Raw genomic sequence first — 12,793 nt, 5'->3', positions numbered from 1 at the left:
TTTTGACCTCACTCTAAAAATATAGATATTTTGGTTGACTTGATTTGAATATCTATATTTCTTACCGCCAGCGCCCAAGCCGTCTGCGGCAAGGGTCAATCCGTGCTAAGACGGCCCGGGCCTTGCGCCCGTAACGGGCCACCCGGGGGGAAGATGACAGTCAGTTTTCGCGATGTGCGCTACATCAGGGTTCCGGTCGCCGATCTGGACATGGCGGGCAGCTATGCCTCGGACATCCTTGGACTGAAGCTGGAAGATCGCAGCGAGACCGCGCTCTATTTCCGCTCGGACGCGCGCAACTACGCGCTGTGCTATTCGACTGCAGACGGGGCCGGGGTGGCGCTGACAGTGGCACACCGGGCCGATCTTGACGCGATGGCCGAACGGCTGGCGGCTGCGGGCTTCGCGCCCGACACCCTGACCGATGACGCCTGCCGCACGCGCCAGATCAAGGCCGGGATCGTCGCAATGGCCCCGAACGGTGTCGCGGTGGAAATCGTGTGGCGCCCGATGACCTCGGGCTGGCCTTTCCACGGCACGCGCCTGACCGGCATCACCGGGTTTCAGGCCGTGCAACTGGCCTGCACCGATATCGAGGCAAACGAATCCTTCTGGACCGATGGCATCGGGGCCGAGGTGTCGGATTGGGCCGGGCAGGCGGTGTTCCTGCGGATCGACGACAGCCACCACCGAATCGCGCTCTACCCCTCGCCGCGCGACGGGTTGCTGGGGGCCACATGGGGTGTGGCGGAAACCAATGACGTGATGCGCAACTGGTATTTCCTGCAGGCTCGCCAACAGCCCATTGCCCATGGCCCGGGGCGTCAGCCGACATCGGGTGCGGCCTTTGTCACGGCGAAGGGGCCGGGCGATATGCTGTATTCTTATGCAACCCCGATGGACGCCGCCCCGGCCAACGGCCCGCGCCAGTTTCCGGACGAAGCGCTGAGCCATTGCGCCTGGGGGTCACCCACCGAACAGCCTGAATTCAAGGGAGGACAAGACAGATGATTGACCTGAAAGATGTGGTCTATTGCCGCCTTGGCACCACCGATCTGGCGGGGGCGGAATGGTACGCCGTCAACATCCTTGGGCTGGAAGTGTCCGAGCGGCGCAAGGGCGCGATCTATTTCAAGTCCGACCAGCGCCAGCACACGCTGTGCTATTTCGACGGCGCGCCCGAAGATCAGACAACCGCGTTCGAAATCGGCTCGGCGCAGGATTTGCGCAAGGCAGGCGACACGCTCGACCGGCTGGGCCACGGTGTGCACTATGGCACCCGCGCCGAATGCGAAGAACGCCACGTCGCGGCCTTCATCGCCTTCAAGGATCCGATGGGCAACCAGATCGAATTCGTGTTGCGCCCCGACACCACCGCGCGCGCCTATCACGGCACGCGCGACGCGGGCATCACCGGGTTCAGCCATGTTGGCCTGTGTTCCGACAACCTGGAACGCGACGAACGGTTCTGGACCGAGGTCTGCAACGCGCGCGTGTCGGACCGGATCGGTGATGCGCCCCTGATGCGGCTGGGCACGATCCACCATTCGATCGCGCTGTTCCCGTTCCACAAGCCGGGCATACAGCACATCAACCACCAGGTTGGCGGCACTGACGACATCCAGCGCAGCTTCAACTTCGTGCGTGAGAACCAGATCAACGTGACCTTCGGCCCCGGGCGGCATCCGACCTCATCCGCCGAGTTCCTGTATTTCACCGGCCCCGAGGGGATGACCTTTGAATACTCCAGCGGGGTTTGTGAAATCCACGATGAACCCCTGTGGCGGGACCGGCAATTCCACTTCGAACCCAAAGGCTTCTGCCAGTGGGGATCGGCGCCGAACATTGCCGCCTTCAAGGATTGAGGACATGAGCGATGATCTTGCCCGCACCGTGCGCATCGCCGCGCGTGCCCTGGGCCGCGCCGGGCTGGTGCATGCCTATGGCCATTGCTCGGCCCGGGTGGATGGCGACAGCTTTCTGGTCTGCCCGTCGGTGCCGATGGCGCATGTGGCTGTAGGGGGGGATTGCCCCCGCGTGCCGGTGTCTGGCGACCTGCCCGAAGGCGTGCTGGGCGAGGTGCGGCTGCACCAGCAGATCTATGCCCGCCGCCCCGAGGCCGGCGGCGTTGTCCGGTTCATGGGGCCGAACATGATGGCGCTGGCCGCGCTGGGCCGGGTGCCTGAGATGCGCCATGGCTTCGGCAGCTATTTCGCGCCCCGCGTGGGCCTGTGGGATGATATCCAACTGGTGCGCGACGATGCCCGCGCCGTTGGGGTGATCGACGCGATGGGCGACAGTGTCGGCGTGATGATGCGTGGCAATGGCGCGGTTGTCGCCGGCGCTTCGCTGCCCGAGGCGGTCGGGCTGGCCTGGTATCTGGAAGACATGTGCCGCGTCGAACTGGCCGCGCTGTCATCGGGGTTGGCCGATGCGGCGCCGGTGCTGACTAAGGATGAGGCCCGCGCGCGGGCCACGCGGCAGGGCCGCATTTTCGAACGGATGTGGGATTTTCTGAGCCATGGCGACCCAGAGTTGCCGGGCCACAAGCAAGGGACATGAACGTGCAGAAGATACTGAATTTCATCGACGGAGAATTCGTGGCCGGGCAGGGCGGAGAGTTTGCCGACCACTTCCCGACCACCGGCGAGGTGATCGCCGAGGTGTCTGCCGCAGGGAAAGCCGATGTGGATGCCGCCGTGGGTGCCGCGCGCGCCGCCCTGAAAGGCCCCTGGGGTAAGATGAGCGTGCAGGAACGTGTCGCCCTGCTGCGCAAGCTGGCCGATGGCATCAACGCGCGATTCGACGAATTCTTGGCCGCCGAAATCCGCGATACGGGCAAGCCCCGCAGCATTGCCAGCCATATCGACATTCCGCGCGGCGCGGCCAATTTCAACGTCTTTGCCGACCAGATCCTGACCTCGGGCACCGAGACCTTTGAAATGGCAACGCCCGATGGCGGCGGCGCGTTGAATTATGCGCTGCGCACCCCGCGCGGCGTGATCGGCGTGGTCTGTCCGTGGAATCTGCCGCTGTTGCTGATGACATGGAAGGTCGCCCCGGCGCTGGCCTGCGGCAACACCGTGGTCGTGAAACCGTCCGAGGAAACCCCCGCCACCGCCACCCTGCTGGGCGAGGTGATGAACGCGGTGGGCATTCCGCGCGGCGTCTATAACGTGGTGCATGGCTTTGGCCCCGGCGCAGCGGGCGAATTCCTGACCAGCCACCCGGGTGTCGACGGCATCACCTTTACCGGCGAAACCCGCACCGGCGAGGCAATCATGAAGGCCGCCGCCAACGGCGTGCGCCCCGTCAGCCTCGAGTTGGGCGGCAAGAATGCGGGCATCATCTTTGACGATGCCGATCTCGACAAAACGCTGGAAGGCATCGGGCGCGCCTGTTTCGCCAATACCGGGCAGGTCTGTCTGGGAACAGAACGGCTCTATGTGCAGCGCGGCATCTATGACCGGATCTGCGAAGGGCTGGCGGCCAAGGCGGCGGGCTATGTGATGGGCGACCCGTTCGAGGATGCCACCACAATGGGCACGGTCATTTCCGCCGAGCACCGTGACAAGGTGTTGGGCTATTACGACAAGGCCCGCGCGGGCGGCGCGACCATCCTGGCTGGAGGCGGCGCGGCCGAGGTGCCGGGCTATGCCGACGGCTACTGGGTGCAGCCTACGGTCTGGACCGGGCTGGCCGAGGATCACGCCGTCGTCACCGACGAAATCTTTGGCCCCTGCACCCATATCTGCGCCTTCGATACCGAGGAAGAGGGCATCGCGCTGGCGAACAATTCGCCCTATGGCCTTGCCACGTCGATCTGGACAACGAACCTGGGCACTGCGCATCGTGCAGCCGCGCAGATCGAGGTGGGCATCACTTGGGTCAACTCGTGGTTCCTGCGCGATCTGCGCACCCCCTTCGGCGGGTCGAAATCCAGCGGGATCGGGCGCGAGGGCGGGGTGCACTCGCTTGAATTCTATAGCGAACTGCGCAACGTGTGCATCAAACTGTAAGGACAGATTATGCTGAGTGAGAAAGACCGCCAGACCTGCGTCGACAGCCTGCTGGAAAGCCATCGCACAAAGGTGCAGGGTAAACGCCCGTCGGAGATGTTCCCCGAGATCGAGATTGCCGACAGCTATGCCATTTCCAGCGCCGTGGCCGAGGCCAAGGTGAAGGCCGGGCAGAAGATCGTCGGCCACAAGATCGGCCTGACCTCGAAGGCGATGCAGGCCTCGTCGAAAATCGACGAGCCCGATTACGGGTACCTCTTCGACGATTTGGTGCTGCAGGACGGCGCGCAGGTGAAGTTCGAGGATTTCTGCGTGCCGCGCGTCGAGCCCGAGCTGACGTTCATCCTGAAAGAGCCGCTGAAGGGGCCGAATGTCGGGCTGGTCGACGTGATGCGCGCCACCGAATGGGTGGTGCCCAGCATCGAAATCATCGACGCCCGCGTGACCGAGCCGCGCAAGATTTTCGACACCGTGGCCGACAATGGCGCGGCGGCGGGGATCGTGCTGGGCGGTCGCCCCGTGCGCCCCGAGGATGTGGATCTGCGCTGGGTCGGCGCGGCCTTCTATCGCAACAGCCAGATCGAGGAAACCGGGCTGGCCTGTGGCGTTCTGGGGCATCCGGCGATGGCGATTGCCTGGCTCGCGAACAAGCTGGCGCCCTTTGGCACCGTGCTGGAACCCGGCCACATGATGCTGTCGGGCAGCTTTACCCGCCCGGTCTGGGCGGCCAAGGGCGATACCCTGCACGCCGATTTCGGCCCACTTGGCTCGGTCGCGGTGCAATTCGTATGAAGACGCCTGCGAACGATTTCAAACGCCGTCTGGCTGCAGGAGAGCCGCTGGACGGGCTTTGGGTGTCGCTGGCCAGCCCCATCGCGGCCGAGGCCGTATCGCTGCTGGGTTTCGATTGGATGCTGTTTGACACCGAGCATTGCCCGATCGATCTGGCGCAGGTGCAGCCGCTGCTGCAGGCGGCGGCCACCGGCACGGCCAGCGCTGTCCTGCGACCTGCGTGGAACGACAAGGTGCTCATTAAACGGGCGTTGGACATGGGGGCGCAGACGCTGTTGATCCCCTTCGTGCAGAGCCCGGAAGAGGCCGCCGAGGCCGTCGCCGCCACCCGCTATCCCCCCGATGGCATTCGCGGCGTGGCCGGCGCAACCCGCGCCAGCCGGTACGGGCAGGCCAGCGATTATTTCGCGCAGGCCGACAGCCAGATTGCCGTCCTGGTGCAGGTGGAAACCCGCGCCGCGATGGACCGGTTGGAAGATATCGCAGCCGTGCCCGGCGTGGATGGCGTATTTATCGGCCCCTCGGATCTGGCGGCCAGCTACGGCCACCTTGGCAACCCGGGCCACCCCGAGATGCAGGCGGTGCTGGAACAGGCGGTTCAGCGGCTGCAGGCCGTGGGCAAACCGGCGGGTATTCTGGCGACCAACGCGGCCGACGCCAAACGCTATCGCGGCTGGGGGTATGCTTTTGTCGCCGGAGCGGTGGACCTTGGGCTGCTGATTGGCGGAGCCAAGGCGCTGCTTGCGGAAATGCGCGACTGACGCAGCGTTTGGTGCACTGATGCACCAAAGAAACACCCCGCCCGGCTTGTTCGCCGGGCGGAACCGGATCATTGTCGCGCCACCACGGGCCCCGGGGCCCGCCCACTGGCTGAAACGGCGCGACATGCAAAATCCCACCTATCCCCTGATCCACGACACCTTGCAATTTCCGCTGGACGCGCCACCGGACTATGGCACCGTGCAGGAAGTGGCCGAGGGTGTACTGTGGTTACGCATTCCGCTGCCGTTCCAGCTGGACCATGTCAACATCTACCTGCTGCGCGACGGCGACGGCTGGGCGATGATCGACACCGGCATCAAGACGAAACAGGCCATAGAGATGTGGGAGACCCTGTTTGACGGCCCGTTGAAAGGGTTTCAGATCACGCGGATCATCGTCACCCATCACCACCCCGACCATATCGGCCTTGCCGGTTGGCTGTGCGACCGCACCGGCGCGCAACTGCTGACCAGCCAGACGGCTTTCATGACGTGCCGGGTGATCTCGCTTGCGCCGCAGGATTTCGGCTCGCGCCAGTATTTCGATTTCTATTCATCGCACGGGATGGAATCCGAGGCCGCCGGCTTGGTGGCGATTCAGGGCAACGAATATCTGAAACTGGTCAGCCCGCTGCCCACAACGTACCTGCGGCTGGTGCTGGGCGATCTGCTGACCATCGGAGAGCGGCAGTTTCGCGTGTTGACGGGCGACGGCCATGCACCGGAACAGATCATGTTGTACTGCGAAGCCGACCGGCTGTTGTTCGCGGCGGATCAGGTTCTGGAACGCATTTCACCTAACGTCAGCGTCTTCGCGGGCGAGCCGAATGGCGATCCGCTGGGCCATTTCCTGCGCAGTTTGCGGCTGCTTGGGTCGGAAATCCCGGATGATACGCTGGTGCTGGCCGGTCACCGCCGCCCTTTTCTTGGCCTGCACCAACGCTGCGCGGAACTGGAAGAGCATCACGAGGAACGCTGCGATCGCATTCGCAAAGCCTGTGCCGAGCGTCCGCACTCTGTGGCCGAGCTGGTGCCTATCCTGTTCACGCGCCCGCTGGATCCGCATCAGATGAGCTTTGCGTTCTCCGAAACGCTGGCGCACGCCAACCGGCTGATCCGCCGGGGCGAGATTGAAGAAATCGAAAAAGACGGGAAAAAGTTCTGCCAGAAGGTCTGATAAACCCGACGGGGCAGGCAGGATGTGGCAGGCCGAAGCCGGCCCGCCACGAAACTCATGTGATCAAGCGGCTTTCTTGCGCTTGCGAGCAATCGCCAGACCACCCAGGGCGGTCAGGATCAGAACACCACCGGCAGGCAGCGGAACCGGAGTCGTCGTCGTTGCCGAGAACGATGCGGTTGCCACGTTCGACTGCGTGGTGAAGTTCAGGTAACCCACGGTGTCGTCATAGTCCGCGTGCGAGATGATGCCGGTCGCGTTGAACGACACGTCATCGCCATCAACGGTGATGTCGCTGAATTGGTTCGCAGTGAAGGTGAAGCCCATCACCGTATAGACGACCTGCTGGAAGTCTTTCAGCTGGAAGTCCATCATGTGGGCCAGCGTCGAGTACTCGACGATGCCTTCGTCGGCAAAATCGCCATCTGCCAGGATCACGATGCCGTTGTGGCGCAGGTCAACCGTGCCGCCCGGTGTGAAATCCGAAGAGTCGATGTTTGCTTTGCCGCTGATGTCCAGCTGGCCCTTGATCGTTGCTGCGGAAGCAGCCAGGGGCGTTCCCAGCGCCACTGCGGTGGCCAGAACGGCCGTCGTAAACTTGTTCATAGCGTTTTCCAATTTACCCTCGTTAACGCCGCAAATCAGCGAACCTGATTGCGCACACCTTCCCAACGCGGTGGATTTGAAATGGGTCCGAAAAAAGTTAACAAAATTCCATTTTTCTGCCGCAGTTGAATTTTCGCTTGAAATTCCATCGCTTAGGCCCGAAAGCTCAGGACGCTTCGGCCAGCAGGGCGCGCACGTCAAGCGGGCGGTTGTACATCGAAAGCTGTCCGGCGGCGTCGCGCGGCCATTCGGACTGCGGCCTGTCGTGATACAGTTCGACGCCGTTTTCATCGGGGTCGCGTAGGTACAGCGCCTCGCTCACGCCGTGATCTGCCGCGCCGTCCAAGGGGACGCCAGCAGTGACGACGCGTTTCAGAACATCGGCCAAAGCGGCGCGGTCGGGGTAGAGGAAGGCGGAATGATACAGGCCCGTCGCATTCGGCGGCGGCGGATTGCCCCCGGCACTTTCCCATGTGTTCAGTCCGATGTGGTGATGATAGCCACCCGCCGACAGGAACGCGGCCTGTGCGCCGAACCGCTGGGTCAGCTCGAACCCAAGCACGTCGCCATAGAACCAGATGGCGCGGTCAAGGTCCGACACCTTAAGGTGGATGTGGCCGATACGGGTGGCGGGTGGGGCGATCTTGGACATGAGGCTACTCCTTTGCTGCGGCCAATATGGATTGCCTGTTGCGCCCGCGGAAGGCATCTGCGCGCGCAGGATATGTGCGCGTCTGCGTCGCGATTATTGCGCGGGCGTCCGTCAGGGCGTAGTGACATGCGCAGCAACGGAGGATGTGATGGCACAGCCAGACTGGAACCCCGCCCATTACGCCCGCTTTGCCGATCAGCGTCTGCAACCGGCGCTGGACCTGCTAGCGCGGCTGGGCGATGTGCCCGAGGGCGATGTGATCGACCTTGGCTGTGGCAATGGCGGTGTCGGCCCGGCATTGGCTGCGCGGTTCGGCGCCGCGCGGCTGCGGGGTGTCGACAATTCGGGCGCCATGCTGGATCAGGCGGCGCAGACTGGCGCCTATGCCGCGCTCGAATTGGCCGACATTGCCGGGTGGGTGCCCGAGGCGGCTCCTGCGGTGATCTTTTCCAATGCTGCGCTGCACTGGCTACCCGATCACGAAACGCTGTTGCCCGCATTGGCCGGGGCGCTGGCCGTCGGTGGAGCGCTTGCGGTGCAGATGCCGCATCAGAACCGCGCGCCCTCGCACCGGCTGTGGTACGATCTGGCCGAACAGCTGTGGCCGGGCCGTATCGATCCGGGGCTGTCGCCCGGCTGTATGGAGCCTGCGGAATATCATCGCATCCTGTCGCCCCTGGGCGATTTCGCGCTGTGGGAGACCGAATATTTCCAGCAGCTTGCACCCTGGGGCGACGGCCACCCGGTGCGCCAGTTCACCAGCTCTACCTTTGCGCGCCCGATCCTGGCCGAGTTGACCCCGAACGAACAGACCGAGTTGTTCGCCCATTACGACGCTGCCATGGCGCGGGCCTATCCCCTGCTGGCGGACGGCAGCGCGCTGTTCCCGTTCCGGCGGCTGTTCTTCACGCTGATCCCGTCCTGAAAGGAGCCACCGATGCCAGTCTTGATCAAATCGACGTATGAGGCGCGGGTGACATGGCTGGGCCATGTGCCGGGCGGGCAGGAGTCGCTGCGCGCGCAGGCGGTCGAGCGGCTGACGCTTGGGTTTGCCGGTGACGCGGGCGCGCGGCACGAAGGCACGGAGCGCGCGTCGTGCTCGCGGGTGACAAACCTTTACCCGCGCGGCACGACCATCCGCAACGTGCGGCAATTGACGATTCTGTCCGCCGAGGAAATGGCGGTGACGGCGCAGAAGATGCAGTTGGAGGCGCTGGATCCGCGCCTTCTAGGCGCGTCGATCGTGGTCGAGGGCATTCCCGATTTCACCCATATCCCGCCGTCCTCGCGGTTGCAGGGGCCGTCGGGGCTGACTCTGACGGTGGACATGGAAAACCGCCCCTGCGTTCTGCCCGCCCGCGAGATCGAGTCCGAGGCACCGGGTCATGGCACCGCGTTCAAATCGGCGGCCAAGGGGCGGCGCGGCGTGACCGCATGGGTCGAACGCCCCGGAGAGCTTGCGCTGGGCGATACGCTGACGCTGTTTATCCCCGATCAGCGCGGCTGGCTGCCAGGCGCGTAACCACGTTTCCGATTTGCGGCGGCGGTTTCGCCCTGCGACGTTTCGCGCGTCAGAAATGTCGGAATCCTTGGATTGTGCTTATTGCTTGGGCGCTATGCCTGTCGCAGGGTCGGCGCAAGTGCGCCGAGGAAACAGGAACACGAACACCGGGATCGGCCGCATGACCTATAAATCCGACATCGAAATTGCCCGCGAGGCACAGAAAAAGCCCATTCAGGAGATCGGCGCCAAGCTGGACATCCCGACCGAGCATTTGCTGCCCTATGGTCATGACAAGGCGAAAGTCAGCCAGGAGTTCATCAATTCGGTGCAGGACCGCCCCAACGGCAAGCTGATCCTGGTGACCGCGATCAACCCGACCCCGGCGGGCGAGGGCAAGACCACCACCACCGTGGGCCTTGGCGACGGGCTGAACCGGATCGGCAAAAAGGCCGCGATCTGCATTCGCGAGGCCTCGTTGGGGCCGAACTTCGGCATGAAGGGCGGAGCCGCGGGGGGCGGCTATGCGCAGGTCGTGCCGATGGAAGACATGAACCTGCATTTTACGGGTGACTTCCATGCCATCACCAGCGCGCATTCGCTGTTGGCGGCGATGATCGACAACCATATCTACTGGGGCAACGAACAGGACATCGACATCCGCCGCGTCGTCTGGCGGCGCGTTGTCGACATGAACGACCGTGCGCTGCGCCAGATCAACGTGTCGCTGGGCGGGGTCGCCAACGGCTTCCCGCGCGAAGGCGGGTTCGACATCACCGTGGCCTCCGAGGTCATGGCGATCCTGTGCCTGGCGCGCGATCTGAGTGACCTTCAGCGCCGCCTGGGCGACATGATCGTGGCCTATCGCCACGACAAGACGCCGGTGTTCTGCCGCGATATCAAGGCCGATGGCGCGATGACCGTGCTGCTGAAGGACGCGATGCAGCCGAACCTTGTGCAGACGCTGGAAAACAACCCCGCCTTCGTGCATGGCGGCCCGTTTGCGAATATCGCGCATGGCTGCAACTCGGTCACGGCGACGACGACGGCGCTGAAACTGGCCGATTACGTGGTGACCGAAGCCGGGTTCGGCGCCGATCTGGGCGCCGAGAAGTTCATGAACATCAAGTGCCGCAAGGCCGGGCTGGCACCGTCCTGCGTGGTGGTGGTGGCCACGGTGCGCGCGATGAAGATGAACGGCGGCGTCGCCAAGGCCGATCTGGGTGCCGAAAACGTCGAGGCGGTGAAGAAGGGCTGTGCCAACCTTGGCCGCCATGTCGCCAACGTGAAGGGCTTTGGCGTGCCGGTGGTCGTGGCGATCAACCATTTCGTCACCGACACCGAAGCCGAGGTCGAGGCCGTGCGCGCCTATGTGGCCGAGCAGGGATCAGAGGCGATCCTGTGCCAGCACTGGGCCAAGGGCTCCGAGGGCACCGAGGCGCTGGCCCGCCGCGTGGCCGAGATTGCCGATGCCGACATGGCGAATTTCGCGCCGCTGTATCCCGACGAGATGCCGCTGTTTGAGAAGATCGAGACCATCGCAAAGCGCATTTACCATGCCGACGAGGTGCTGGCCGACAAGAAGGTGCGCGACCAGCTGCGCGCCTGGGAAGAGCAGGGCTATGGCAACCTGCCGATCTGCATGGCGAAAACACAGTATTCCTTCTCGACCGATCCGAACCTGCGAGGCGCGCCCACCGGCCATTCGGTCCCGGTGCGCGAGGTGCGGCTGAGCGCCGGTGCCGGCTTTGTCGTGGTGATCTGCGGCGAGATCATGACCATGCCGGGCCTGCCGCGCGTGCCGAGCGCCGAGGCGATCCACCTGAACGAGGCAGGTCAGATCGAAGGGTTGTTTTAAGCGGCCAAGTGGCTGGGCGCGCCGTGGGCGTGCCTGCCGCACCCGCCGTAGACAGACGTTGCCGGAGGTGCCTCCGGCAGGAGTATTTGGACCGAAAAGAAGGGGCGCGGAATGACTGCGACGATCATCGACGGCAAGGCATTCGCGGCGGGAATCCGCGCGAAGGTGGCAGAGCATGTGGCGCGGCTGAAGGCTGATCATGATATTGTTCCCGGGCTGGCGGTGGTGCTGGTGGGTGAAGATCCGGCAAGCCAGGTCTATGTAAAGAACAAGGGCCGCCAGACCCATGAGGCCGGCATGAAATCGGTCGAGCATCGGCTGGAGGCCGACACCTCCGAGGCTGATCTGCTGGCGTTGATCGACAAGCTGAACAGTGATGAGAGCATTCACGGGATTCTGGTGCAGTTGCCGTTGCCGGATCATCTGGATTCGGATCTTGTGATCAACGCGATCGACCCGGCCAAGGATGTCGACGGCTTTCACATCTCGAACGTCGGGCTTCTTGGCACGGGGCAGAAAAGCATGGTTCCCTGCACGCCGCTGGGCTGCCTGATGATGCTGCGCGATCAACTCGGCAGCCTTTCGGGGCTGAACGCCGTGGTGATCGGGCGCAGCAATATCGTGGGCAAGCCGATGGCGCAGCTTCTGCTGGGCGACAGCTGTACCGTGACCATCGCGCATTCGCGGACCAAGGATTTGCCGGAGGTCGTGCGCCGCGCCGATATCGTGATTGCCGCCGTGGGGCGCGCCCAGATGGTGCCGGGCGACTGGATCAAGCCGGGCGCGACGGTAATCGACGTGGGCATCAACCGCATCGACAAGCCCGAAGGCGGCACGCGGTTGGTAGGCGATGTTGAATTCGACAGCTGCGCCGAAGTGGCGGGCGCGATCACCCCGGTGCCCGGTGGCGTGGGGCCGATGACCATCGCCTGCCTGCTGGCCAATACCGTCACCGCATGCTGCCGCGCCAACGGGCTGGAGGAGCCCGAGGGCTTGACCGCCTAGGCGGGTATCACGGGCACGATGGTGCCTTGGGCGATTGCGATCAGTGTTTCCGTGTCACCGTCGTAGGCGTGCACCTCGGCGGTGACGATCACCAGTCGCCGGCCCGGTTTCACCACGCGGCCCGTCGCGATCAGCCTATCTCCGCGCGCCGGGGCCAGCAGGTTGATTTTCAGCTCCGATGTCAGCACGTCGGCCCCCTCTGGCGCGCGGGTCAGGGCGGCGTAGCCTGCCGCCGTGTCGGCCAGCGTGAAACTCAGCCCGGCATGGCCGAAGCCTTGTTGCTGCCGCACCCCGGGCAGGATCGGCGCGGCAATACGCACCAGCCCCGGAGTGATCTCTTCGATCTGGGCGCCGATGGTGTCCATCATGGTCTGCGCGGCAAAGCTGTCGCGGATGCGGGTGTCAACGCTCATCTTTCGGTC

General features: G+C 64.2%; 14 protein-coding genes. 11 read left to right on the top strand and 3 right to left on the bottom strand.

Going from position 1 to position 12,793, the window contains the following annotated elements; translation table 11 throughout:
* Positions 1-153: 153 nt before the first annotated feature.
* The 7 genes from FGK64_RS04185 (at position 154) to FGK64_RS04155 (ending at position 6,749) form a co-directional block, all read left to right on the top strand.
* Positions 154-1,011, top strand: coding sequence for a VOC family protein (locus tag FGK64_RS04185; protein ID WP_138862515.1), 858 nt, complete (start codon positions 154-156; stop codon positions 1,009-1,011).
* Positions 1,008-1,865, top strand: coding sequence for a VOC family protein (locus FGK64_RS04180; protein ID WP_138862514.1), 858 nt, complete (start codon positions 1,008-1,010; stop codon positions 1,863-1,865). The genes FGK64_RS04185 and FGK64_RS04180 overlap by 4 nt, the downstream gene beginning before the upstream one ends.
* A gap of 4 nt (positions 1,866-1,869) precedes the next feature.
* Positions 1,870-2,562 (top strand): class II aldolase/adducin family protein, encoded by a 693-nt coding sequence (locus FGK64_RS04175; RefSeq protein WP_138862513.1) that lies wholly within the window; start codon positions 1,870-1,872, stop codon positions 2,560-2,562.
* Positions 2,563-2,564: 2 nt separating this feature from the next.
* Positions 2,565-4,019, top strand: coding sequence for a 2-hydroxymuconic semialdehyde dehydrogenase (locus tag FGK64_RS04170; protein WP_138862512.1), 1,455 nt, complete (start codon positions 2,565-2,567; stop codon positions 4,017-4,019).
* A gap of 9 nt (positions 4,020-4,028) precedes the next feature.
* Positions 4,029-4,811, top strand: a complete 783-nt coding sequence (locus FGK64_RS04165) for an FAA hydrolase family protein (RefSeq protein ID WP_138862511.1) — start codon at positions 4,029-4,031, stop codon at positions 4,809-4,811.
* A complete protein-coding gene (locus FGK64_RS04160; protein WP_138862510.1) occupies positions 4,808-5,572 on the top strand; it encodes an HpcH/HpaI aldolase family protein in 765 nt (254 codons plus the stop codon). The genes FGK64_RS04165 and FGK64_RS04160 overlap by 4 nt, the downstream gene beginning before the upstream one ends.
* Before the next feature lie 124 nt (positions 5,573-5,696).
* Positions 5,697-6,749 (top strand): MBL fold metallo-hydrolase, encoded by a 1,053-nt coding sequence (locus FGK64_RS04155; protein ID WP_138862509.1) that lies wholly within the window; start codon positions 5,697-5,699, stop codon positions 6,747-6,749.
* A 63-nt stretch (positions 6,750-6,812) separates the two neighbouring features.
* Here FGK64_RS04155 and FGK64_RS04150 read toward each other — a convergent pair whose 3' ends face one another.
* Together FGK64_RS04150 and FGK64_RS04145 are read right to left on the bottom strand one after the other, a co-directional pair.
* Positions 6,813-7,355 (bottom strand): VPLPA-CTERM sorting domain-containing protein, encoded by a 543-nt coding sequence (locus FGK64_RS04150; protein WP_138862508.1) that lies wholly within the window; start codon positions 7,353-7,355, stop codon positions 6,813-6,815.
* A 166-nt stretch (positions 7,356-7,521) separates the two neighbouring features.
* Positions 7,522-8,007, bottom strand: a complete 486-nt coding sequence (locus FGK64_RS04145) for a VOC family protein (protein WP_138862507.1) — start codon at positions 8,005-8,007, stop codon at positions 7,522-7,524.
* Positions 8,008-8,155: 148 nt separating this feature from the next.
* Between FGK64_RS04145 and FGK64_RS04140 the strand changes: the two genes are divergently transcribed.
* The 4 genes from FGK64_RS04140 to folD all read left to right on the top strand — a co-directional run bounded on the left by FGK64_RS04140 (position 8,156) and on the right by folD (position 12,371).
* Positions 8,156-8,932, top strand: a complete 777-nt coding sequence (locus FGK64_RS04140) for a methyltransferase domain-containing protein (protein ID WP_138862506.1) — start codon at positions 8,156-8,158, stop codon at positions 8,930-8,932.
* Positions 8,933-8,944: 12 nt separating this feature from the next.
* A complete protein-coding gene (locus tag FGK64_RS04135) occupies positions 8,945-9,529 on the top strand; it encodes an MOSC domain-containing protein (RefSeq protein WP_138862505.1) in 585 nt (194 codons plus the stop codon).
* A gap of 160 nt (positions 9,530-9,689) precedes the next feature.
* A complete protein-coding gene (locus tag FGK64_RS04130; protein WP_138862504.1) occupies positions 9,690-11,366 on the top strand; it encodes a formate--tetrahydrofolate ligase in 1,677 nt (558 codons plus the stop codon).
* 111 nt (positions 11,367-11,477) lie between these two features.
* Positions 11,478-12,371, top strand: a complete 894-nt coding sequence (folD, locus tag FGK64_RS04125) for a bifunctional methylenetetrahydrofolate dehydrogenase/methenyltetrahydrofolate cyclohydrolase FolD (protein WP_138862503.1) — start codon at positions 11,478-11,480, stop codon at positions 12,369-12,371.
* Here the strand turns inward: folD and FGK64_RS04120 are convergent.
* Positions 12,368-12,784, bottom strand: a complete 417-nt coding sequence (locus FGK64_RS04120) for a PaaI family thioesterase (RefSeq protein WP_138862502.1) — start codon at positions 12,782-12,784, stop codon at positions 12,368-12,370. The genes folD and FGK64_RS04120 overlap by 4 nt on opposite strands.
* Positions 12,785-12,793: the final 9 nt, after the last annotated feature.

Origin of the sequence: Arenibacterium halophilum, assembly GCF_005938225.1 — a bacterium.
Classification (GTDB): Bacteria; Pseudomonadota; Alphaproteobacteria; order Rhodobacterales; family Rhodobacteraceae; genus Arenibacterium; species Arenibacterium halophilum.
The sequence above is the reverse complement of the archived record's forward strand: the minus strand, read 5'-3'. Positions and strand labels throughout refer to the sequence as shown.